29 protein-coding genes are annotated in these 21,776 nt (G+C 47.3%); 9 read left to right on the top strand and 20 right to left on the bottom strand.

Annotated features, from left to right (window positions below; translation table 11 throughout):
- The first annotated feature begins 134 nt into the window (after positions 1 to 134).
- Complete coding sequence (locus AC9UES_RS00425) at positions 135 to 1,202, top strand: glycosyltransferase family 2 protein (protein ID WP_509525533.1); 1,068 nt, start codon at positions 135 to 137, stop codon at positions 1,200 to 1,202.
- Here the strand turns inward: AC9UES_RS00425 and AC9UES_RS00420 are convergent.
- Together AC9UES_RS00420 and AC9UES_RS00415 are read right to left on the bottom strand one after the other, a co-directional pair.
- Positions 1,135 to 2,064 (bottom strand): glycosyltransferase family 2 protein, encoded by a 930-nt coding sequence (locus AC9UES_RS00420; protein WP_509525530.1) that lies wholly within the window; start codon positions 2,062 to 2,064, stop codon positions 1,135 to 1,137. The two genes, AC9UES_RS00425 and AC9UES_RS00420, sit on opposite strands and share 68 nt — an antisense overlap.
- Before the next feature lie 53 nt (positions 2,065 to 2,117).
- On the bottom strand, positions 2,118 to 2,690 hold the full coding sequence (locus tag AC9UES_RS00415) for a dTDP-4-dehydrorhamnose 3,5-epimerase family protein (RefSeq protein WP_509525527.1): 573 nt from the start codon (positions 2,688 to 2,690) through the stop codon (positions 2,118 to 2,120).
- A 52-nt stretch (positions 2,691 to 2,742) separates the two neighbouring features.
- Here AC9UES_RS00415 and rfbD point away from each other — a divergent pair, with 52 nt between their 5' ends.
- Complete coding sequence (gene rfbD, locus AC9UES_RS00410) at positions 2,743 to 3,576, top strand: dTDP-4-dehydrorhamnose reductase (protein ID WP_509525525.1); 834 nt, start codon at positions 2,743 to 2,745, stop codon at positions 3,574 to 3,576.
- Here rfbD and rfbA read toward each other — a convergent pair.
- The gene (gene rfbA, locus AC9UES_RS00405) at positions 3,565 to 4,425 is read right to left on the bottom strand and encodes a glucose-1-phosphate thymidylyltransferase RfbA (protein ID WP_509525579.1); all 861 of its coding nucleotides are present in this window, start codon (positions 4,423 to 4,425) and stop codon (positions 3,565 to 3,567) included. The genes rfbD and rfbA overlap by 12 nt on opposite strands.
- Positions 4,426 to 4,510: 85 nt before the next feature.
- Here rfbA and rfbB point away from each other — a divergent pair, with 85 nt between their 5' ends.
- Positions 4,511 to 5,461 carry a dTDP-glucose 4,6-dehydratase gene (rfbB, locus tag AC9UES_RS00400; protein WP_509525523.1) on the top strand — a complete coding sequence of 317 codons (951 nt, stop codon included), beginning with the start codon at positions 4,511 to 4,513 and terminating at the stop codon, positions 5,459 to 5,461.
- 18 nt (positions 5,462 to 5,479) lie between these two features.
- On the opposite strand, the gene AC9UES_RS00395 is transcribed toward rfbB, so the two are convergent.
- The 7 genes from AC9UES_RS00395 to AC9UES_RS00365 form a co-directional block, all read right to left on the bottom strand.
- Positions 5,480 to 6,220, bottom strand: coding sequence for an ABC transporter ATP-binding protein (locus AC9UES_RS00395; RefSeq protein WP_509525520.1), 741 nt, complete (start codon positions 6,218 to 6,220; stop codon positions 5,480 to 5,482).
- Positions 6,221 to 6,222: 2 nt separating this feature from the next.
- Positions 6,223 to 6,981, bottom strand: a complete 759-nt coding sequence (locus AC9UES_RS00390; protein WP_509525517.1) for an ABC transporter permease — start codon at positions 6,979 to 6,981, stop codon at positions 6,223 to 6,225.
- A 61-nt stretch (positions 6,982 to 7,042) separates the two neighbouring features.
- Positions 7,043 to 7,495, bottom strand: coding sequence for a 50S ribosomal protein L9 (gene rplI / locus AC9UES_RS00385; protein ID WP_509525515.1), 453 nt, complete (start codon positions 7,493 to 7,495; stop codon positions 7,043 to 7,045).
- An 11-nt stretch (positions 7,496 to 7,506) separates the two neighbouring features.
- Complete coding sequence (rpsR, locus tag AC9UES_RS00380; protein WP_506557816.1) at positions 7,507 to 7,764, bottom strand: 30S ribosomal protein S18; 258 nt, start codon at positions 7,762 to 7,764, stop codon at positions 7,507 to 7,509.
- A 23-nt stretch (positions 7,765 to 7,787) separates the two neighbouring features.
- The gene (ssb, locus tag AC9UES_RS00375; RefSeq protein WP_509525512.1) at positions 7,788 to 8,294 is read right to left on the bottom strand and encodes a single-stranded DNA-binding protein; all 507 of its coding nucleotides are present in this window, start codon (positions 8,292 to 8,294) and stop codon (positions 7,788 to 7,790) included.
- Positions 8,295 to 8,296: 2 nt separating this feature from the next.
- On the bottom strand, positions 8,297 to 8,782 hold the full coding sequence (rpsF, locus tag AC9UES_RS00370) for a 30S ribosomal protein S6 (protein WP_509525510.1): 486 nt from the start codon (positions 8,780 to 8,782) through the stop codon (positions 8,297 to 8,299).
- A 123-nt stretch (positions 8,783 to 8,905) separates the two neighbouring features.
- Complete coding sequence (locus AC9UES_RS00365; RefSeq protein ID WP_509525508.1) at positions 8,906 to 10,321, bottom strand: CCA tRNA nucleotidyltransferase; 1,416 nt, start codon at positions 10,319 to 10,321, stop codon at positions 8,906 to 8,908.
- Positions 10,322 to 10,402: 81 nt separating this feature from the next.
- On the opposite strand from AC9UES_RS00365, the gene AC9UES_RS00360 reads away from it, so the two are divergent.
- From AC9UES_RS00360 to trxA, 5 genes are read left to right on the top strand one after another with little or no spacing between them, the layout of a single operon-like run.
- Positions 10,403 to 10,858 carry an NUDIX hydrolase gene (locus tag AC9UES_RS00360; protein ID WP_509525505.1) on the top strand — a complete coding sequence of 152 codons (456 nt, stop codon included), beginning with the start codon at positions 10,403 to 10,405 and terminating at the stop codon, positions 10,856 to 10,858.
- Positions 10,855 to 11,358 (top strand): DUF6049 family protein, encoded by a 504-nt coding sequence (locus tag AC9UES_RS00355; RefSeq protein ID WP_509525502.1) that lies wholly within the window; start codon positions 10,855 to 10,857, stop codon positions 11,356 to 11,358. The genes AC9UES_RS00360 and AC9UES_RS00355 overlap by 4 nt, the downstream gene beginning before the upstream one ends.
- A gap of 9 nt (positions 11,359 to 11,367) precedes the next feature.
- Positions 11,368 to 12,996 carry a murein biosynthesis integral membrane protein MurJ gene (gene murJ, locus AC9UES_RS00350; RefSeq protein ID WP_509525499.1) on the top strand — a complete coding sequence of 543 codons (1,629 nt, stop codon included), beginning with the start codon at positions 11,368 to 11,370 and terminating at the stop codon, positions 12,994 to 12,996.
- Positions 12,997 to 13,048: 52 nt separating this feature from the next.
- Positions 13,049 to 13,972: a thioredoxin-disulfide reductase gene (trxB, locus tag AC9UES_RS00345; protein ID WP_509525577.1), complete on the top strand. Its 924-nt coding sequence runs from the start codon at positions 13,049 to 13,051 to the stop codon at positions 13,970 to 13,972.
- Positions 13,973 to 14,012: 40 nt separating this feature from the next.
- On the top strand, positions 14,013 to 14,339 hold the full coding sequence (gene trxA / locus AC9UES_RS00340) for a thioredoxin (RefSeq protein ID WP_509525575.1): 327 nt from the start codon (positions 14,013 to 14,015) through the stop codon (positions 14,337 to 14,339).
- Positions 14,340 to 14,420: 81 nt separating this feature from the next.
- Here the strand turns inward: trxA and AC9UES_RS00335 are convergent, their stop codons facing one another.
- The 10 genes from AC9UES_RS00335 to rpmH all read right to left on the bottom strand — a co-directional run bounded on the left by AC9UES_RS00335 (position 14,421) and on the right by rpmH (position 20,032).
- Positions 14,421 to 15,008 carry a hypothetical protein gene (locus tag AC9UES_RS00335; protein WP_509525497.1) on the bottom strand — a complete coding sequence of 196 codons (588 nt, stop codon included), beginning with the start codon at positions 15,006 to 15,008 and terminating at the stop codon, positions 14,421 to 14,423.
- Between the two features lie 160 nt (positions 15,009 to 15,168).
- Entirely contained in the window at positions 15,169 to 16,101 is a 933-nt protein-coding gene (locus AC9UES_RS00330) for a ParB/RepB/Spo0J family partition protein (protein WP_509525495.1), read from the bottom strand.
- Entirely contained in the window at positions 16,094 to 17,008 is a 915-nt protein-coding gene (locus AC9UES_RS00325; RefSeq protein WP_509525492.1) for a ParA family protein, read from the bottom strand. Before AC9UES_RS00325 ends, AC9UES_RS00330 begins: the two co-directional genes overlap by 8 nt.
- Complete coding sequence (locus AC9UES_RS00320) at positions 16,992 to 17,150, bottom strand: hypothetical protein (RefSeq protein ID WP_509525490.1); 159 nt, start codon at positions 17,148 to 17,150, stop codon at positions 16,992 to 16,994. The genes AC9UES_RS00325 and AC9UES_RS00320 overlap by 17 nt, the downstream gene beginning before the upstream one ends.
- Positions 17,151 to 17,792 (bottom strand): 16S rRNA (guanine(527)-N(7))-methyltransferase RsmG, encoded by a 642-nt coding sequence (rsmG, locus tag AC9UES_RS00315; RefSeq protein ID WP_509525488.1) that lies wholly within the window; start codon positions 17,790 to 17,792, stop codon positions 17,151 to 17,153. It abuts the gene before it with no gap.
- 6 nt (positions 17,793 to 17,798) lie between these two features.
- Positions 17,799 to 18,293 carry a Jag family protein gene (locus tag AC9UES_RS00310; RefSeq protein WP_509525486.1) on the bottom strand — a complete coding sequence of 165 codons (495 nt, stop codon included), beginning with the start codon at positions 18,291 to 18,293 and terminating at the stop codon, positions 17,799 to 17,801.
- 9 nt (positions 18,294 to 18,302) lie between these two features.
- A complete protein-coding gene (gene yidC / locus AC9UES_RS00305; protein ID WP_509525484.1) occupies positions 18,303 to 19,256 on the bottom strand; it encodes a membrane protein insertase YidC in 954 nt (317 codons plus the stop codon).
- A gap of 4 nt (positions 19,257 to 19,260) precedes the next feature.
- Positions 19,261 to 19,563: a membrane protein insertion efficiency factor YidD gene (gene yidD / locus AC9UES_RS00300; RefSeq protein ID WP_509525482.1), complete on the bottom strand. Its 303-nt coding sequence runs from the start codon at positions 19,561 to 19,563 to the stop codon at positions 19,261 to 19,263.
- Positions 19,560 to 19,886, bottom strand: coding sequence for a ribonuclease P protein component (rnpA, locus tag AC9UES_RS00295; protein WP_509525479.1), 327 nt, complete (start codon positions 19,884 to 19,886; stop codon positions 19,560 to 19,562). Before rnpA ends, yidD begins: the two co-directional genes overlap by 4 nt.
- 8 nt (positions 19,887 to 19,894) lie before the next feature.
- Positions 19,895 to 20,032 (bottom strand): 50S ribosomal protein L34, encoded by a 138-nt coding sequence (gene rpmH / locus AC9UES_RS00290; RefSeq protein ID WP_509525476.1) that lies wholly within the window; start codon positions 20,030 to 20,032, stop codon positions 19,895 to 19,897.
- 300 nt (positions 20,033 to 20,332) lie between these two features.
- On the opposite strand from rpmH, the gene dnaA reads away from it, so the two are divergent.
- Positions 20,333 to 21,751, top strand: a complete 1,419-nt coding sequence (gene dnaA, locus AC9UES_RS00285; protein ID WP_509525474.1) for a chromosomal replication initiator protein DnaA — start codon at positions 20,333 to 20,335, stop codon at positions 21,749 to 21,751.
- Positions 21,752 to 21,776: the final 25 nt, after the last annotated feature.

The raw sequence follows: 21,776 nt of genomic DNA, 5'->3' as shown, positions 1-21,776 counted from the left end.
CGATCACTTACGAGCTTACAAGAATCGCAAATTCCAAGTTTCTTATATACGTGGAGGAAAGTGACCTACTTAGTCCCAGTAAGGCATGAGCTATTATTTAGTGAGGCAAACGACTACTAAACCTAGGAGATTTCTTGGCTAGCACGAGTGTTTCGGTAGTCATCGCTTTCTACAACGGCTCTCGTTGGATAGAGCGTGCTCTAGAGAGTATTCAAAATCAAACAATTCAGCCTAGCGAGGTGATTGTGGTTAATGATGGCTCAAGCGAAGATGAGTCGGGGTTTCTAGTCAGTCTCCAACAGCGCTTTGATTTTCGAATTCTTAACCAAGAAAATTCTGGCCAGTCTTCTGCCAGAAATTTTGGAATCTCCGAAGCAACCTCAGATTACATTTGCTTTCTGGATCAAGACGATTACTATCTTCCTAAACACAATCAAATCCTTCTGGAAAATGCCGATTTCGATGATCCGAAATTTGGCTTTTCTTATGGTGACCTATGGCGATCGAGTGAAGCCGGCCAAATTCTTTCGCACTCCTCTGTAAACGTGAAAATGAAACACCCGCACAAGGACTTAAGGACTCTGGTCGGAAAAAACATGTACATAGTTCCTTCAGCCACGCTGATAGACAAGAAAGCTTTCTTGGCTGTTGGAGGTTTTGATCCAGAACTGCGCGGTTACGAAGACGATGATTTATTCTTAAGGTTCTTCTTGGCTGGATATTCAAATAGGTTCACTCCGGAGGCGGTAACGGTCTGGACAATCAACACCTCAAGTACATCTTTCACCGAATCTATGGCCCGGAGTAGATTCATTTACTTTAAGAAGTTACTCAAGACGTTCCCGGAAGGCTCGGTGGAGGGCATACATGTTTTTGGGACCCTAATGTATAAGAGGTTTGCCTACCGTTTTTCAGGTGATGTTATTGAGGCTGCCTTTAGTGGCGGTGAAAACTATTTGGAGAGGCTTTCCAGACTTATCGAGTTTAGGTCCCTCGTAAAGTCAAGCAATGAAGTGAGCTCTTACACAAAATTCAGATACCTCTTGGTCACATTACCGTTAGTAAAATTGAGTGCCAAATATCTCAGATTTTTTGCGTTGATAGCGCTTCGATCAGGAATTTTGTCAATTTTGTCTATTTTTTCTTTCGTGGGCTTTGCGGCTTACGTCCGTAGGTATGCGGTTCGAAAAAAGACTCTCTGATCTTTCCAGGGTGCTTTCGAAGAATGGCTATTACATCTTTGACTGCTTGCCAGAAACCTTTCGTGCTTAGAGATTTTGCTCTTGTTTGAGCCTCGCGGTGAATTAGCTCAGCCTTCACGCAAACGATGTTGTTGTATTTATGGTTTGAGCTGCGAATAGAGACATCCACATCGTTAAATCCTGATGGGAAGTTCTCATCTAGCACCCCTATTTCCCAAAACTTTCTTCTCGCGATCATCGCGCAGGCAAAAGTTACTGCACTAACTTGGAAGCAACTTTCTGGAACACAGTCATATTTGGATTCTCCGCGATATGGATGACCCGCAATTCCGGTATAGCCCAGAGCTATCCCCGCGTGTTGAATGGATCCATTTGGATAGCTAAGAACGGCACCCACTAATCCAGCACTACTTGTAGACGCGTGCTCGACCATGGAACTTAGCCAGTTACTGGAGATCACTTCAGTGTCGTTGTTAAGAAAGCAAAGGTACTCACCCGTGGCCTTGGTGGCAGCAAAGTTGCAGATTGCCGAGTAGTTGAAGACTCCAGGGTGTTTCAGGATTGAAACCCCTTCGGATTCATAATGGGCTAGAAGATCTTTTGTTTCGTGTTCGATTGAAGAGTTATCAACAATTAGAAGTTCGTAGTGCGAGTAATTCGTATTTTCTCGAATCGAATCAATGCAGGCTCGAAGCAGTTTGGGCTTGTCTCTAGTTGGAATAATGATTGAAACTTTAGGTTCGAGATTTATGGTGTTGGACCGCGTGTCGTGGTCGTTATCGAAACTAACCAGATTTGAAAGGTGCCAGCTTCTGGTGTCTAACTTGCGAGCCAAATAACCAACTACTGAAGAAACTAACAAGTCACACCTCCTTGTCACCTTAGAATTCCAGTTTTTTCACACCGGGCTTGGGTTTAATAATTTGGAAGAAGTCCTTTTAGATTTGCTTCTGCTAGAGAGTAAGCGTTTGTGTCCTTTGGGCTGGTCAAAAATTCTGATTTGCTCCATTTGTCAGCAAATGGGATTCCAATCTTTTCGTCCAGTGGATTTATCTCGTGCTCGGCACTTGGGTTGTACGGTTCGCTACACAGGTAGTTCACGACCGTGTTCTCTTCGAGCGTTAGAAAGACGTGCCCCAAGCCCTCTTTTATTAAAACTGCTTTCCCGTTTTTTTCTGAGATCACATCGGCATCCCATTTTCCAAAGGTTGGGGAGCCGACTCTAATGTCAACGACAATGTCCCAGATTGACCCCCTGGGGCAGAACACATACTTTGCCTGCCCTGGAGGAACATCCGCCCAATGAATACCTCGAATTACTCCGGCTTTGGAAACAGATTGGTTGACTTGCTTCACCTGAAAATCGAATCCTAATGTTTCCGATATTGCGGGTAGCTTGAACACTTCATGAAACGAGCCGCGTTCGTCGTCAAATTTTTGAGGGGTGAAAACCCAGGAACCCTGGATGCTAAGCGGTGTGAAGCTCATTTGTCCCTCTGATAGTTTGATTATCCTAAGACTACCGAACGAAGGGATTTCCATGCGATTTGCTGTGATTGGAAATCGCGGGATGTTAGGTTCGGAGATGATGCTCGTTCTGGCCGATAGAGGCTATGAGGTTTTGGGGCTTAATCGCGAGACGCTCAATCTAGATGATTCAATCGACAGCATTGCTCCTGCGCTAGAAGGTTTTGATGCTGTAGTAAATGCTGTTGCTTACACCGCAGTGGATAAGGCTGAGTCACAAAGCGAACTAGCAAACCTTGTGAATGGCGATTACGCGGGCAAGCTAGCCCAAGCATCAAAATTGGTTGGTGCTAAGTTTCTGCACCTTTCTACCGATTACGTATTTGATGGTAACTCTGAGATTCCTTACGCAACTGATGCGATTCCAAATCCACAAGGCGCCTATGGTCGCTCTAAGTTACTCGGTGAAAAGCTCGTTGAAGACTCAGAAGCCAATTACACAATTTTTAGAACTGCCTGGCTCTATGGTGCACACGGAAGATGCTTTCCAAAAGTTATGCATGAGAAAGTATTGCAGGGTGACCCGCTAAGAGTTGTAGACGATCAGTTTGGACAACCAACCTGGACCAGAGACCTAGCGGAACAGATTCTTAGTTACGCCCAACTAGAGAACGCACCCGCCATTGTCCACTCCGTATCTTCGGGAAGAGCCAGCTGGTTTGATTTTGCAACTGAAGTAGTTGGTGAGTACCCGATCGAAGCAGTTTCTAGCGGCGAGTTTGTAACGGCGGCAAAGCGACCGAAATACAGTGTTTTGGACAACTCGAGCAATTTGGTTGTGCCGATTGCTGATTGGAAAGATCGTTGGCTTGCAGCCAAAGACGATGCCTTAGGACTACTGAAGTAAATCCATCAGGTACTTGCCATAGCCTGATTTGAGAAAACGATTTGCCTCTGCTTTTAGTTGGGCATCGTCGATGTAACCAAGTCGCCAAGCAATTTCTTCTGGAACAGAGATTTTTGTTCCCTGTCGGTGTTCAATAACCTTTACGAATTCTGCGGCTTCGTGGAGAGAATCAATGCTGCCGGTATCCAACCAGGCGGTACCACGATCAAGTTTTTCTACCTGTAATTCGCCTTTGTCCAGATAAGCCGTGTTCAGGTCCGAGATTTCAATCTCACCGCGGGCTGAGGGCTTGAGTTTCTTTGCAATCTCAGAAACTTTGTGATCGTAGAAATAGAGGCCTGGAATTACATATTTACTCTTCGGCTTGGCTGGCTTTTCTTCAATCGAAAGTACTTTGCCCGATTCATCAAACTCGATGACTCCATAGTCCTGTGGGTTTTTTACTCGGTGGGCAAACACTGTCGCGCCTGGGCGAATCTTCATTCGACTAAGTGTTTGACCTAAGCCACTGCCGTAGAAAATGTTGTCTCCAAGAATCAGTGCGACATTTTCGCCATCAATAAACTTTTCACCAATAACAAATGCATCGGCAAGGCCTTTGGGTTCGGGTTGTTCTGCATAGCTAATTTTTATTCCCCACTGTGAACCATCTTTGAGAAGTCTCTTAAATTGCTCGGCTTCGTGAGGCGTGGTGATCACCAAAATTTCGACGATTCCTGCAAGCATCAGTGTGCTCATCGGATAGTAAATCATCGGCTTGTCGTATACCGGCATCAGCTGCTTAGAGTTTGCGATGGTGAGGGGGTAGAGCCTGGTTCCGGATCCGCCGGCAAGAATTATGCCCTTCATTTTTCCTTTCACCGCGCTAAAGCTTTCAGTGCTCATTGTTCCCCCCAAAACATGAATCGCCCTGCTGATAGCCTATTACAGAGTCATGGGAGGCATTTTGAAGGTCGTTGTCACGGGTGGAGCTGGATTTATCGGCTCGAACTTTGTCCGCAGGACACTCGCAACTCGCCCCGATGTAAAAATCACCGTTCTAGATTCTCTTACCTACGCTGGGCGTCTCTCAAACTTAGAAGGGCTCGAGGGTAAATACAAGTTTATTCAAGGGGATATCTGCGACTCGAAAATCGTGGAATCTGTTGTCGCAAAAGCAGATGTCGTTGTTCATTTCGCTGCCGAGAGTCATAACGATAATTCATTGAAATCTCCGCGCCCGTTTATTGAGACAAACGTTTTCGGAACTTTCGAACTTATTCAAGCGTGTGTAAAGAACAATGTTCGAATGCACCACGTTTCAACTGACGAGGTTTTTGGAGACCTGGCCCTTGATGGAGCAGACAAGTTCACTAGAGACACCCCATACAACCCTTCGTCTCCATACTCTGCTTCCAAAGCTTCGAGTGATCACCTGGTTAAGGCCTGGGTTCGTTCTTTTGGCCTTCGGGCAACTATCTCTAACTGCAGCAATAACTTTGGTCCATACCAACACGAAGAGAAGTTAATCCCGCGCATGATCGGGCTAATCAACTCCGGAGCCAAGCCTGAGCTTTATGGCAATGGGGCAAATGTTCGGGACTGGATCCACGTCGATGATCACAACGATGGTGTTTGGGCTGTTATTGAAAAGGGTGTTATTGGCCAGACCTATCTTCTGGGTGCAGACAATCAACGCTCGAACCTGCAGGTTGTTCAAGCGTTGCTTGAAATCATGGGCAAACCGAAGGACTGGATCGAATTTATTGGTGATCGCCCAGGCCACGACTTGAGATACGCGATTGATGCTTCAGCGACAGAGGCTGAGCTTGGGTGGAAACCAACACATGGAAACTTTGAGGAAAAGCTAGCTGAGACCGTGGGATTCTACGCGGCTAACCGATGAGCCCAAGTGAAGGATTTTCTAGCCGAAATAGTCTTGAACGATTTCTTTGGTGGGGCCAACTTTTTTAATTACTCCGTGTTCCATCCACACGACCTTGTTGCATGTTTGCTCGATCAGCTCTTTGTTGTGACTTGCAATAACAAGTATTTCTGACTGATTCACTAAATCTTGCAGCCTCTTGCTCGCTCGCTCGGCAAAAGCTCCATCTCCAACAGAAAGCCACTCGTCCATAATTAGGATGTCTGCAGACATTGATGTCGAAACCGAAAAAGCTAGCCTCAAAAGCATTCCAGAGCTATAAATGCGAACTGGCAAATTCACGTAATAGCCGAGTTCGGAAAACTCAATGATTTCGTCAATCTTTTGATTGATTTGTTTCTTTGAAAGACCCATGAGCTTTCCACGAAGAAGGATATTTTCCCTTCCGGTGTTTTCTGGATTAATGCCAAGAGAGATATCCACCAAGGAGGAAATGGTGCCTGATCGCTCAACCGTTCCGGAGCTTGGCTCGAACACTCCAGTAAAAAGTCTTAATAGAGTGCTCTTTCCGGCACCGTTGTGACCGATTATTCCTACCCTGTCGCCAGATTTAATCTCAATATTCAGTTCTTTCAAGGCTTCAATACTTAGGTGGCCGCCTCGTTGAGCAGTTAGAGCTCCTCCGGTAGCAGCACTCACAAGAGTATTAGTAAGTGATCTGGCAGACGAGTTATATATGGGAAGTACTACGGACGCGTTCTTTAGTCTTATGTGTGCCATGTCTATACCCAATACGCAATTCTTTTTTCGTACTTCTTGAATAACAGAAGTCCTATTGTCCATAGGGCTATTCCCAACACCACAACCCATATCCAGTTTTCAAGAGACGGGTATTGACTGATCAATGGCAGTCTCATTACCTGCAAAATGTGATACAGCGGATTTAGGCTCACGATGGCCTCAACTAATTCGTTATCCCCAAGGCTTTCTTTGATCCAAATAACTGGTGTTATGTAGAAAGCAACGGTCAAAGCAGCACTGATAATTTGAGGGAGATCTCTAAACCTTGTTGCCACAATTCCAAAAATCATTGCCATTCCGGATAGAGCGAACACGGCCAGCAAAATTCCAAGCGGCCACAAAAGTAATGCCCAGGTAATTCCTCCTCCAAAGAGGAGAATCACAACTGGCATAATCACGATGTTGTGCGCAGACACAATAATGTTCCGCCAAACAACGCGAACCACATAAACAATCTTTGGTAGTGGCAGCTGCTTGATCATTGCCTCTGCGACGATAAACGCCTGGTTGCCTTCATTAAGAATTCCGGCAATCAAACCCCAAGTAATTAGTCCAGAAGCCAGGTAAGGAAGAAAAACTTCTAGTGGAGTGTTGAATATCGTTCCGAAGACTATTCCAATAGCAGAAATTGTTACTGCCATACCGATAGTTATCCAAAGCTGACCAAAAACACTTCTTCGGTATGACTGCCTGATATCTTGCCAGCCAAGCATCAAGCCAATTCCAAGCGTTTTTCTCACCTGTTTTGACTCTCCTCTTAGTTAGAGTGCAGAAACTTTGTAGCCCTAAAGCAATAGCAGTTTACTTCTTGGCTACAACTTTTAGCTTGATGGTTGCAACTAGGTCACCGTGTAATCTCACGGTTGCTAGGTACTCACCAACAGAGCGAATTGGGTTTGGGATTTCAACCTTGCGCTTGTCGATCTGACCGAGGCCAGCTTCTGAAACAGCAGCAGCGATGTCGCCAGTTTTCACAGAACCAAACAGTCTTCCGCCAACGCCGGCTTTGACTGCAAGCTTCACGGAATCCTCTTCAAGTCTTGCCTTTAGAGTTTGTGCTTCTTCGACTGTTGCTAGTTGACGTGCGTCACGAGCTGCGCGGATAGAGCTAACTTGCTTTTCTCCACCCTTGCTCCAAGTAACGGCAAATCCTCTAGGCAGTAGGTAATTGCGTGCGTAACCGTTTTTTACTTCAACAACGTCTCCAGCGGAGCCAAGGCCAGAAACCTCATTGGTAAGAATGATCTTTGACATGGGGTTTCTCCTTAGCGGCCAGCGCCAGCGTATGGCAACAAAGCCATCTCGCGTGCGTTCTTGATAGCGGTTGCAATTAGGCGCTGCTCTTGAACAGAGACGCCGGTAATTCTGCGAGCGCGAATCTTTCCGCGGTCAGAGATGAACTTTCTCAGGGTTGCAACATCTTTGTAATCGATTATGCCAACCTTCATGAACTTAACTGGAGCTAGTTTGTCTAGCTTCGAGTTTCTAGTGGGTTTACGACGTGGGTCGGTTTTTCCAGCCATTTATTTCTCCTAGTTTCTAATCTTTAAAAAGGTGTGTCGTCAGATGCAGGTGCACCTGGGTTAGCCCAGCCGTCATCGGCCTTGGCAGCTGCCGGAGCAGCTGGAGTGTTTGCCCATGGGTCTGATTGAACTTGTGCAGCTCCACCAGCTGGTCCACCCTCGCGAGCGCGACGGGTAACAGCTGCCGTTGCATATCTAAGTGATGGACCGATTTCTTCGATTTCCATCTCTAGTGATGCACGAGATTCTCCCTGAGCACTCTGGTAAGCAGAAGGTGCCTTTAGGCGACCAGAAACTACAACACGAGAACCTTTGGTTAGGCTCTGAGCTACGTTTTCTGCAAGTTCACGCCAAGCGGTGCAACGAACCCAAACAGTTTCGCCGTCTTCCCAGGTGTTTGTGGTTTTGTTCATAGCTCGAGGAGTTGAACCAACTCGCACGCTGCAAACTGCAATGCCGCCTTGGGTGTAACGAAGTTCTGGGTCGTCAGCCAAGTTGCCAACGACAGTGATATTTACTTCTCCAGCCATAATTACTCGACCACCGCTGCTACTTCAGCCACAGCTTCTTCCTTCTTGTATGAAGGCTTGCTGTCTGAACGGGAATCTGAACGAGAGTCTGAACGAGAGTCTGAACGAGAGTCAGATCTTGAATCTGAGTCACCCTTTTTGGCATATGGCTTGCGGGCCGGGCGCTCTGGAGAGTATTCAATAGGTGTGATGGTGAACTGAACGTCTTCTGCGCGCAATACCTTGGTGCGCATAACGGCTTCAGAAATGTTTAGCTGACGGTCGAGCTCAATAACAGCTTCTGAAGGTGCGGTCATGTTGATGACGGCGTAGATACCTTCGGTCTGCTTCTTGATTTCGTAAGCCAGGCGGCGTCTTCCCCAAATGGAAAGGATGTCGATTGTTCCCTTGGCGTCAGTGATGACCTTAAGAAACTTCTGAATTGATGGTTCAACGGTCTTTTCCTCAACTGTTGGGTCGAGAATTACCATTACTTCATACTGATGCATAGCTAACCCACCTCCTTTGGACTAGAGCGGCCATGGACGTTCCATGACAGGAGGGTATGTGGCATCTGTTTTCTTGATTTCATTTCTTTATTTCAGAGCCGAAATCTAGGCAACTTCAAGAGTCTAGCCCTTAGAGTGCCACTCCAGCAAGGCCCTCTTGGCAGCCTCTGGGCCAAGTGGGCCATTTTCGATCCGAAGCTCCAAAAGGTACTTATAGGCCTTGCCTACCTTTGGACCTGGCTTCAGATTCAAAATCTCCATTATTTCCTCGCCAGTTAGATCAGGCCTCATGGCATTGAGCTCTTCTTGCTCCATGACAATTGCAATTCTTTTCTCAAGATCGTCATAGGCGTGGGAAAGCTGGTCAGCTTTGCGCTTATTTCTTGTAGTTACATCGGAACGAGTAAGTATATGTAGCCGAACAAGCTGCTCCCCAGCATCGCGCACGTACCTTCTTATTGCGGCATCGGTCCAGGACTGATCACTGTAGCCAAAGAACCGCAAGTGAAGCTCTACGAGCTTGGATACGGCTTTTGTAGTGTCGTTATCGAATCGAAGCGCCTTCATTCTCTTGGAGGCAAGCTTGGCTCCCACCACATCGTGGTGGTAGAAACTAACTGCCCCGCCTGGTTCCAGTTTTCTTGTTGCCGGCTTTCCTATGTCGTGAAGCAGTGCTGCAAATCGCAACACGAAATCTGGCTCTAGGTTGTAATCCTTTTCGTAGTCGATTGCTTGCTCGACAACAGTGAGGGTGTGTTCGTAGACATCCTTATGGTGGTGATGTTCGTCGGTTTCGAGCTTTAGAGCAGGAAGCTCCGGCAAGACTATTCCTGCAAGCCCCGAATCAACTAGTGCCTCAAGACCCTTTCTTGGATTTGCCCCAAGCATAAGTTTTTGTAATTCAACTTGAATTCTTTCTGCAGAGACAATTTCGAGTCTTTGGCGCATTGCCTGCATTGCCTCAAAGGTTGCCGGTTCAATTTCAAACCCAAGTTGAGATGCGAACCTGGCTCCACGAAGCATTCGTAAAGGATCGTCTCCAAAAGAGTCTTCTGGCTTACCTGGGGTTTTCAGAACCTTGTCACCCAGATCACGCAACCCTCCAAATGGGTCAACAAACTCCCGAGCAGGAAGAGTTAGAGCCATGGAGTTTACGGTGAAGTCACGGCGTTGTAGATCGTGCTTCAAATCCGTTCCGAATTTTACTTCAGGTTTTCTTGAGTCAGAATCGTATTTATCGGTTCGATAAGTTGTAATTTCAATTTGATTGTCGCCGATTCGGCAGCCGATGGTTCCAAATTGTTTTCCGATTTCCCAGTGGGTATCGACTTTGCCCTTAATGACTTCAAGAATCTGTTCTGGAGTGGCGTTTGTGGTTAGGTCAATATCAGGTGCTACTCGACCAAGAATTGCATCTCTGACCGGTCCTCCAACAAGGGCTAGCTCATACCCTGCGCTTTCAAACATTGCTCCGAGCGAATCAAGAAGCGGTGTTTTTGTAACACGCTCGAGGTTTTTCATGGCGTCGGATGAATGCATATGTTCAACCTTGCCACAACGAATAGGTGGTTTCTATCAGGCAAAATAGGCCCATTTGTTCTTGAGGTTAGGCTTAACAATATGACCCGTGAAAAGCCAGCTCCCGTTGTTGAAGTCTCGGCTGGTGGTTTTGTGGTTTCTAAAACTGATTCCACTCTGGTGGCGCTTATGGCGAGGTTTAATCGTGGTGGAAAACTCGAATGGTGTATTCCAAAGGGACATTTGGAGCCCAATGAAACCAATGAGCAGGCAGCACTCCGAGAGGTTTTTGAAGAAACGGGCCTGAGTGCGGAGATCACAGATTACCTAGGGGATGTGAGCTACACCTTTAATCAAAAAGGTAAGAACGTCTCCAAAACTGTGCACGTCTACCTAATGAATCAAGTATCCGGTGAGCTAACCATGGAGCACGATCCAAATCATGAGGCAAGTGAACTAGCTTGGGTAAAATTGAGCGAGCTTATCAATAGGCTCTCTCATGTAAATGAGAAAAGAATTGCCAAAGTGGCTCTAGAACTTATCGAGGTTCGAAGTTGAAGAAAATAACAATTGTCCTAATTGTTGCCATCGCTGCCTCACTTGGGTTGGCAGCAATGCCTGCATTCCCAGCTGAGAGAACAGTGGTCCCCGCTGATGGTGTTTCGATTCTCGGCGGATCCGATATCACGCTGGTTGCTAGAGAATCAAGTTTTCCGGTGGTTGTGAATAATAGCCAGGGTAATCCGGTGCGAGTAATTGTGCACCTAGTTTCTACCAGCCCGAAACTTATTGTTGAGGAGACAACCCATTGGCTAATCATTCAACCGGGTTCAACTGTCAACGCTCAGTTTCCAGTTTCTGCAATCGGTAGCGGCGATGTGGTTATGGTGGCTTGGTTGACTTCGATTAGTGGAGTTGAAATCGGCCCAAAGGTGCCAATCAAACTCACTGTTAATCCCGATGTTGAAGCTTGGGCAATAGGGTTGTTTTTTGGATTAGTTGCTTTGTTGTCAGTCGTGGGATTTATTCGAACATCGCGTAAATCAAGAACTAGCTAGGGGAAACTTATGAGTGTCGCCAAATCATCATTATTGATGGCCGGTGGAACAATAGCCTCCAGAATTCTTGGATTTATACGCACCGTGGTTTTGGCACTAACAATCGGTGTTACTACCGATGCCGCAGATGCCTTCGGAGTTGCAAACCAGCTTCCCAATAACGTTTACGCGATTATCGCTGGTGGTGTCCTGTCTGCGGTGCTGGTACCTCAGATAGTAAAGGCTAGATCTCACAAAGATGGTGGCCTTGGCTACATTGACCGCCTATTAACTTTGGCGATTGTGGTTTTTGCTTCGGTGACCGTAGTTGCTACCCTCGCGGCACCTTTCTTGATTTCCATTTACACAACCGGATGGTCTCCGGCTCAGTTGGCACTTGCTTCCGCGTTTGCTTACTGGTGCATTCCGCAACTTTTCTTCTACGGTCTTTACGCGATGCTTGGGGAAGTTTTAAACGCTCGAAGTGCATTTGGTCCTTACATGTGGGCTCCAGTTCTAAATAACGTTGTTGCGCTAATTGGTCTGATTGGTTTCTTTGTGGTTTTTGGAGCGGACCCAGTCGGGGCTAGGTCTGTCGAAAGTTGGGGACCAGATCAAATTGCTCTTCTGGCAGGTTCTGCAACCTTGGGCGTCGCATCCCAAGCACTCATATTGTTTTTGTCTTGGAAGAAAATCGGAATAAATTTTTCGCTGAACTTCTCTTGGCAAGGGGTTGGACTTCGTCCCGCGATGAAGGCGGCCACTTGGACAATTGGAATGGTCTTGGTTTCACAAATTGGTGGTTTGGTTCAGACCTTCGTAGCGTCTCGGGCAGTAGCGGATAGATCAGAGGATCTAGCGATTGCATCAGTTGCAGCCATGTTGATTGCTTGGTTGCTTTTCATGCTTCCTCACTCCGTAGTGACAGTTTCGATAGCTACGGCTTACTTCACAAAGATGAGTGAGCATGTTCACGACAAGAGAATCGATCTAATGAAGATTGATCTTCGTGCCGCTCTTCGAGTGGTTGTTTTGGTGAATGTGTTTTCGTCAATAGCCCTTATTCTTCTTAGCTATCCGGTTGCCAGGGTGTTTGTTGGAGAGTATCCATCAACAGTTGCTTTAGGCAACGTGTTGTTTACAACCATGTTTGGTTTGGTCCCCTTTGGTTTGGTGTTCATGTTTCAAAAGGCATTTTTTGCCCTTGAGGACACCAGAACGCCATTTGTTTTCACAACTATCCAGATAGCAATTCACATCGCCGGTTCAATCACCTTGTTTTTCACTATGACCTCTGAATTTTTGGTTATGTCACTTGCTGGGCTCACCAGCGCAACCATATTGATCCAGGCGCTGGTTGCTTACTTGTTCTTAAGAGCACGGATCGGTCTCATTGGAACTGCGCCAAAGGGTGAGGGCCTGACACTAAGGGTGCTGGTTGCAGCTGTTACTGCTGCTGTGGTTGGCTACGGGATGACTCTGGCCTTAGGTGGAACCGCTGAAGGCAGTTTGGGCCTCGGTTCTATAGCCGGTGCTCTCATGGTTATCGTTGCCACGGGAACAGCCATGCTTCTTGTTTACGTCTTGGTTTTGAAGCTTCTAGGTGTTCGGGAAATAGATAGCGCCCTTAAGGGAATTCGCGGAATACTGCGTCGCTAAACTTAGTTCTTGTTGAGTGGTCGCCATTGCCGCCACACTAAGAAAGAAGAAGATGCGCGAAGTCATCATTATCGGATCAGGCCCCGCCGGATACACCGCGGGAATCTATGCCGCAAGAGCAGGCCTGAAGCCTCTCCTTATTGCTTCCAGTGTCGAAGCTGGCGGTGAGCTTATGAAGACCACCGATGTTGAAAACTTCCCTGGTTTCCCAGATGGACTCATGGGACCAGATCTAATGATGAAGTTCCAGGCTCAAGCAGAACGCTTCGGAACAGAGATCTTGTTACAAGACGTGGTGGAAGTCGACCTCAAGGCAAACCCAAAGATCGTCAAGATTGGCACCGGAGAAACCTTTGAAGCCAAGGCTGTCATTTTGGCTACCGGGGCTGCCTACCGTGAGCTTGGTTTGCCTAAGGAAAAGGAGCTCTCTGGTCACGGTGTGAGCTGGTGCGCAACCTGTGATGGTTTCTTCTTTAGAGAAAAAACTATTGCTGTTGTCGGTGGGGGAGATTCCGCCATGGAGGAAGCTAACTTCCTAACCCGTTTCGCATCAAAGGTTTATGTCATTCACCGAAGGAATGAGCTCAAAGCCTCAAAGATTATGCAGGATAGGGCAAAGGCCAATCCCAAGATTGAGTTCATCTGGAACGCAGGCGTTGAAGAGCTTCTTGGCGAAGGCAAGCTAACCGGAGTGAAACTCAAGGACACGGTGACAGGAGCTGAGTCCCAACTGGATTTAGATGGCCTATTTATTGCCATCGGAAACGACCCACGAGTCTGGTTGGTTGAGAACCAGCTGGAACTAACTGAGGACAAGTTCATCAAGGTAGATGGTCGAACCTCAAAGACTTCGCTACCTGGGGTTTTTGCATGTGGCGATGTGATTGACCCGACCTACCGTCAGGCAATCACAGCAGCGGGTTCGGGTTGTGTCGCAGCGTTAGACGCTGAGCATTTCCTCACAGATAACTCATAGGCTCGCAGTAGATTTAGAACAGATCGATTATTTAGGAGAAATCATGGCACCCAAGAATGTAACCACCGCTTCTTTCCAGGCGGATGTGCTGTCAAACCCGAAGCCGGTAATGGTGGACTTCTGGGCCGAGTGGTGTGGGCCATGTCGCATGGTTTCCCCAATCCTTGACGAGATCGCAGCTGAGTACTCAGACAAGATCGAAATCGTAAAAGTAAACGTGGACGAAGAGCCACAACTAGCCATGCAATATGGCGTTACTGGAATCCCTCTTATGGGTATTTTTCAGGGTGGCCAACTGGTCAAGCAAATGGTTGGAGCAAAGCCTAAGCAGGCAATTGTTGCTGACCTTGCTGAATTCCTTGCCTAAAAGACACAAAAGGTAATCAATGGAATTTTGTTCGCGACCCGCGGTCTAGGATTCTGAGACTAGATGCTATTTTGAAAAAATTTACAGAATTGTCTTTGCAATAAAAATATCTTGCTCGATGGTCCACGGCAAATTATTTGCTCGGGCCCAATTCACTAAAACGTCAATGTCCGGATATGCCGGATCCTGCAAAGCAGAAGCGGTGTTACCAAAAAGGCGGATATCATCAACCATTACACACACCCCATGAAAGTTTTTCATGTTGTCAGTTATCGCTTTAAGTTCGTCAACTATTGGAGTCTCTTGAGGGCCGAGGTGTGTGGGTCCTGCGGAATAGTGGCCATCTAGCCAGAAGTTCACTCTGCCTTGAATTGTCGGCAAAAGAACAGGAAAGACATCTTCGCTTAGCCCGTTTATGATTTCGACGTTCTTTACTTCAGCAAATCTTTGCTGGGCCTTTTTGAATAACTCTGGCTGTGGCTCAATACTTACTACTCGCTTGGCTGTCTTTGATAAGAAGTTGGTGGTCTCCCCCCAAAAAGTTCCAGTCTCAATCCACGTAGCGTCTATAAATCCATGTCTAGTGAGGCAGCCACGCTTTACCAATCCGGGAGCTGGTACTGAAAAGCCTCTCTTTGCCCAACGTAGTTGTTCTCTTAGTATCGACATACAGCTCACCTTTCTTCCGTAAAATTCTAATGTCTAATATTTCCGGGTTTCCGATAATTCGGGTGTGTCAGACAAAATTGGCATGAAAGTGCAGGGTGGGTGAAATGAGATTCGGATCTAATGTTTGGCTGAAACTGTATCGGCCCCGAGGGTGGTTATTCTAAAAGCCCTTTTTTTTATAACCAATCTCATCCAAGATTCGGTTCAAATCCGCGACCGTTGCGAAGTCAATAATCAATTGACCCTTCTTGCGACCAAGAGCGATCTTCACAGTCGTGTTTAGCTGGTCGCTAAGTCCCTCGGCAATTTCCTTCAAAAGATCTTGACGGGTCCCCTGGATAATTTTTGGCTTCTTGTTTTCTGGCTTATCGATGCCAACAATTTCTTCCAAAGATCTAACTGACAAACCCTCGTTTATTGTTTTGGTCGCGAAGTACTCCATGCGCGATGCATCTGCTGCACCAAGAATTGCCCTTGCGTGACCGGCAGATAAAACGCCCGATGCGACCTGTCTTTGAACGCTCGCCGGTAACTTCAACAAACGCAGGGTGTTGGTGATTTGTGGACGCGATCTACCAATGCGCTCAGCGAGCTGTTCTTGAGTAATTCCAAAATCTTCCAAGAGCTGCGAATAAGCACTTGCTTCTTCGAGTGGGTTTAGATCACTGCGGTGAAGGTTTTCTAGAAGTGCATCGCGCAGCATGTTCTCATCTGCTGTTTCACGAATAACTGCAGGGATTTTTGTCAGTCCTGCTTCTTTGGATGCGCGAAGTCTTCGCTCCCCCATGATCAATTCATATTTGCCTTCAGATTTTTCTCTTACGACAATCGGTTGCAAAACACCTAGCTCGCGAATGGAATGAACGAGTTCTGAAAAAGCAACTGGTTCAAAAACAGATCTTGGTTGTTTTGGGTTAGGAACAATTGCTTGAACGTCTAGGTGACCAAAGCGTGCACCAGGAACTGGAACAAGGTTTGGTTCTCTTGTTCCACCGGCTGGAAAAAATATGTCCACCGGTCGTTCAGTAGTTTTATCTGAAGTTGGAATTAATGAACCAATGCCTCTACCGAGACCGCCTTTTTTCTCAGCCACGAACTGCTCCTCTGTTTGCCATTTCTATTGCTGCTTCCAGATATGCAATTGCACCTGGTGATGTTCGATCGTAAGAAATTACAGTGCGTCCATAACTTGGTGCTTCGGAAACTCGAACTGATCTTGGAATGATTGTTGAAAGAACTTGATTTGGAAAGTGAAGTTTTACCTCGTCCGCAACTTGCGAAGCAAGTTTTGTTCTTGAGTCATACATCGTTAGCAAGATTGTCGAAAGTTCAAGTGAAGGGTTAAGGTGCTTCTTGATCATCTCGATGCTCTTTACAAGTTGGCTTAAACCTTCGAGTGCGTAGTACTCGCATTGAATTGGAATTAGAACTTCTTTGGCCGCAACAAATGCGTTGACGGTTAGCAGACCTAAGCTTGGTGGGCAGTCAATCAAAACAAAATCTGGCGGTGTTGGGGTTGAGGCAATATACGTCTCGATCGCAGTGCGAAGGCGCTGTTCTCTTGCGACCAAGGAGACGAGTTCAATCTCGGCACCGGCGAGATGGATGGTAGCCGGCACACAGGTAACCCCTGGGCTCTCAGTGCTTACCTGAACCACTTGGGCCATAGGGACATCGTCAATTAGCACTTCGTAGATACTCTTGATGTCGGCGTGGTGATCAATTCCTAGGGCCGTGGACGCGTTGCCCTGTGGATCTAGATCTACGACCAGAACCTTCAAACCTTTAGAGGCAAGAGCAGAAGCTAAGTTAACTGTGGTAGTTGTTTTGCCCACACCACCCTTTTGGTTGGAAATAGTGATGATTCGAGTAGTTAAAGGTTTATCCACAACCTTAGACCCGGCCTGCTCCAAACGTTGAGAGTTTTCCACAAGCTCTCGAGCCAGCGGAGTATCAGCTAAGTCGGTCAAATTCGACGCTAAATCATCGGGATGTTTCACGTGAAACCTCCGAAATCTCAGACTTATCCACAAGCCATCCTGTGGGGTGTGGAGAACTCTCAAGTCGACCGTTAGGGTAGCCCAGGCCCTTTACAACACTCGGTTTGGTAACCGCTGTGGTCTCTGAAGGCTGCTCTGACATTTAGTTCTCCTTGGAAGAATCTAGCGTAGTTTTGACTACCGATGTGGGCTCAGCGAGAAACTTTTCACCACAAATTTGGATCTCAAACGAAGCAATTCCCAGCTTCTTTTGGAGCTTCTTCGCGGCCTCTATTTCTTCGGCGGCTTTAGATCCCTTAAGGGCAATCAGAGAACCCCCCGGTTTTAGAAGTGGCACGGTCAGCCGAAGGAGTTTATCCAGAGCGGCCACCGCCCTCGCGGTGACGATGTCAAACTTTAGGTCCAAGACCTCTTCGGCCCTAGCTCTTCTAACCTCAACGTTGGTCAGACCCAGTTCCTGAATTACCTCTAACATCCAAGTAGACCTTCGTTCCATCGGTTCAATCAGAACAAAGTGAGCCTCTGGCAACGCAATTGCCATTGGGATGCCTGGGAGTCCTGCACCTGACCCGACGTCGGCAACATGGTCCCCTGGTTTGACGGTTTCGGCCACCACAGCTGAATTCAGGATATGCCTGGACCAGAGCTTGTCCAGCTCCCTTGGTCCAAGAAGACCTAGGTCTTCACTGTCGTTAGCAAGCTTTTGGGCAAAGGCTCGGGCCTTCTCTAATTGGGGGCCAAAGATTGCCCTGGCTGATTCTGGCTCAGCCTCAAATTGTTTCACGTGAAACTATTCAGGCTTGGAAATTACGATGTGGCGGTCGCGTCCTTCGCCTTCGGACTCCGAGCTCAAACCAGCTTCGCCGATCAAGTCGTGGGCAAGTTTTCTCTCATAAGAGCTCATTGGCTTAAGGTGCTTTGGCTCGCCAGTTTCTTTCACCTGGCTGATGAACTTCTCAACCACTTTGGTGAGCTGGTCGATCTTGGCCTGTCGTGAGCCGCCAACATCGAGGATCAGGCGGGAATAGCTAGAGGTCTTGACCTGGACAGCGAGACGGGTTAGTTCCTGAAGAGCCTCGACGGTGTCCGGATGGGAGACCAAAGCTAGGTTGGAATCCTTACTAGCGGTGACCGCTAGATAGGCTCTGCCCTCACGGACATCGATATCAATATCGCCATCCAAATCTGTTATGTCAAGTAGTTCTTCGAGATAGTCAGCGGCGATGTCGCCTTCTTCCTCGAGCTGCTTTACAGTTCTTTCTTTGCTTTCTTCTAAATCTGCCATCTTGGTTTCCTACTTCTTCTTTTTCTGGTCTTTTTTGGCCCGTTTCTTTGAAACTGGCTGGTCTCGTTGAGCCTTTTCGGCTGCTTCAGCTGCTGCCTGGGCAGCGTCGTCGGTGTCCTTCTTTTCCTGAAGTTCCTTCGGAAGCTTGCCCTTCTTGGCTAAGCGCTTGATACGGGCGTGATATGCCGGGGAGCCTGCTGTTGGCATGTTGCGGATAACAATGAACTGCTGGCCCATGGTCCAGAAGTTAGAGGTTAGCCAGTAAAAGATAACCGCAATAGGGAAGGAGACTCCGGAGATTACGAAGATTAGAGGGAACACGTACAACAGGATCTTCTGGGTCTGCATGTATTGGCTGTTTTGGACATCAGGATTCTGGTTCTTGGCGATGATCTGCTTCTGGGTGATGAACTGAGATGCAGACATCAAAACCACCATGATTCCAGCCAGGATTTGGACTTCGATTCCGGTAGCGGTCAGGAAGGTTTCAGAGAGCTTTGCGCCGAGGAGGGTGGCGTCTGAGAACTGGGTTGCAAGGGTGGAGTTCATTAGGCCGACACCAGATTTTTGGGCCTGGGCGTCGTTCAAAACGAAGAAAAGGCCCGTAAAGATAGGGATTTGAACCAAGATTGGAAGGCAGGAGCTCAGGGGGTTAGATCCGGTTCTTTTGTATAGATCCATCTGCTCTTTGGCAAACTTCTCTCTGGATTCACGGTCGTTTTTGCCCTTGTATTTCTTTTGGAGCTTCTGAAGCTCTGGCTGGACTAGCATCATGTTTCGCTGAGATTTAATCTGCTTAACAAACAGTGGGATAAGAGCTGATCGAACGACCAGAACTAGGCCAACAATGGCCAAAACCCAGCTCAAACCAGACTCTGCGGCTATGCCAAAAAAGGTGAAAAAGGTGTGAAAACTGACCAAAATCAGCTCAATTACCCATTTAATTGGAAACAGCAGATCCATCTAATTACCTTCCTTGGGGCTTTGGCGAAACAAAGCCGTTTTCTAGCACAAAAAACCTCTGGTTTGAGGGCTTGACCTGGTCAATTCCCCCTTGGGACCAAGGGTTGCATCTGACAATCCTTACCGTTGTCAACACGCTACCAACAATCACTCCCCGCTGTTGGATTTGGCCTAAGCCATAAGCCGAACAGGTCGGGTAGTACCTGCAAACATCTCCATAAAGCGGAGATATAAACTTCCTGTACCCCTTGAGGAACAAAACAACCAGGTTCCTAGGAACCAGCCAAATTGTCCACAAGGCATTCATTTCAGCCCGCAGACCTTCTCAAAATCTTCGGAAAGCTGCTGAAAATCAAGTTCCGCGCTGCCCGGGAGGGTTCTGAGCACAACCTGGGAGCCAGCGGGAAAAGACTCCAATTGCTTCCTCACTAGGCTCCTAAGTCTTCTTTTCAAAAGATTCCTCTTGACAGCTCCGCCACTTGCCTTCGAAACCACCAACCCGAATTTTTTAGGTTGGTCTTCTTCGATTAGTCGATACCCGACCAAATGGCTGGTGGATTGTTTTTTGCCGATTCGCATTATCTTGCGAAAGTCATCGCCTCGAACTAGTCGGTTGGACCGATCCAGCATTTTGGTTTTTAGGCCGAAAGTTCTTTGCGACCCTTGCGACGACGTGCAGCCAAAATTGCCCTGCCGGCGCGGGTTGCCATGCGAAGTCTGAAGCCGTGCTTTTTTGAGCGACGACGGTTATTTGGCTGGTAAGTGCGCTTGCTCATTTGAATACACTCCGAAAATTTATTTAGGAACCAGGTGAGTCGGCTAGTGGCCTTTATTTTATTGGGCTGTTGGTTCCTTGCTACAGCGCAACCTCTCAAATCTAGAGCCTCGAGGGGTGTTTGGTCAAGTCGAAAACCTACCAATTTTTTGTCTAGAAAAATCACATTCACAAATCTTGGATTTGCTTTTAATCCTAGATTTCAGTTGACTACTTGTCTGGTGTTCGATGTTTTCCACAACCCTAAAAATGTTTGTTAATTATGTGGAAAACTATTCAAATTGACGAGAGGGGGATCTAAGTGAGTGAGTTAGACGAAGTTGCAAAACAATGGACATCGGTAGTTTCAAGACTCACAACCAAAGGATCCCTCAGCCCCCAACTTGTGGGTTTTTTGACCCTTGTGGAACCAAAGGGTGTCCTAGCGGACACTCTGTATTTGGAGGTTCCAAATGACCTCACCCGCGGAATGCTAGAGCAGCGGATCCGAACCGACATCCTTGAGGTTTTGCAAGAGGGCGCTCTCATGGGCGGGCCAACTAACTTTGCCGTTGTGGTAAACCCAGACATTGAGGGAAAAACCAACGTTTCTGAGACCCCTGAAAATGTCTTTCCAATTGGATCCGCACCATCCCTTCAGTCTGAGGAATACCCTAGAAAAACCGGGTCTGTTGGGGTAGTTTTTGACACCAGATTAAACCCTAAATATAACTTCGATAACTTCGTAACCGGAGGTTCCAACCGCTTTGCCCACGCCGCAGCTTTTGCCGTTTCGGAAACTCCGGCAAAGGCATACAACCCGCTCTTCATTTATGGTGGGTCTGGTCTTGGCAAGACTCACCTTCTGCACGCCATTGGCCACTACGCCCTCAGTCTTTATCCAAAAATCAAGGTTCGGTACGTTTCCTCCGAAGAGTTCACAAATGACTTCATTAACGCCATCCAGAACAACCGAAGCTCGGCCTTTCAGGCTGAATATCGGGATATTGATGTTCTTCTGATTGACGATATCCAATTCCTTCAAGGAAAAGACCAGACCCAAGAAGCCTTTTTCCACACCTTCAACACTCTGCATGATCACAACAAGCAGGTTGTCATCACCTCTGATTTGCAGCCAAAAGAGTTAACAGGTTTTGAGGAGCGGATGCTTTCCAGGTTTGAATGGGGTCTAATCACTGACATCCAGGCTCCTGAGCTAGAAACCCGAATCGCCATTCTTAGGAAAAAGGCCGAGAACGAGAAAATCAAGGTCCCAGACGAGATCCTTGAGTATATGGCCGCTCGTGTTGCCTCCAATATCCGTGAACTTGAAGGCACTTTGATTCGAGTCACAGCCTTCGCTGCCCTAAACAGAACCAGGGTGGATATGAACCTCGTTCAGATAGTCCTAAAGGATGTTGTCCCTTTAGGGGAGCAGAACATTATCGTCCCCAACGACATCATCGCGGAGGTGTCAAAGTATTACTCAATCACCCCAAGTGACCTTTTTGGCTCCTCGAGGCAGCAAGCTGTGGCCCAAGCAAGGCAGATTGCCATGTATTTGATTAGGGAACAGACCAACTTGTCGCTTCCAAAGATTGGCCAACTGTTTGGAAACCGGGATCACACCACAGTGATGTATGCAAACAAGAAGGTTACAGACCTAATGAAGGAGCGTAGGGCGCTTTATAACCAGGTCACCGAGATCCTCAACAGAGTTAAGCAAAAGTCCCGTGGATAACCTGTGGATAAGTGTGTAATTGGCT

The organism is Rhodoluna sp. (assembly GCF_044232805.1).
Taxonomy (GTDB): Bacteria; Actinomycetota; Actinomycetes; order Actinomycetales; family Microbacteriaceae; genus Rhodoluna.
This window is presented reverse-complemented; position numbering and strand designations above follow the sequence as displayed.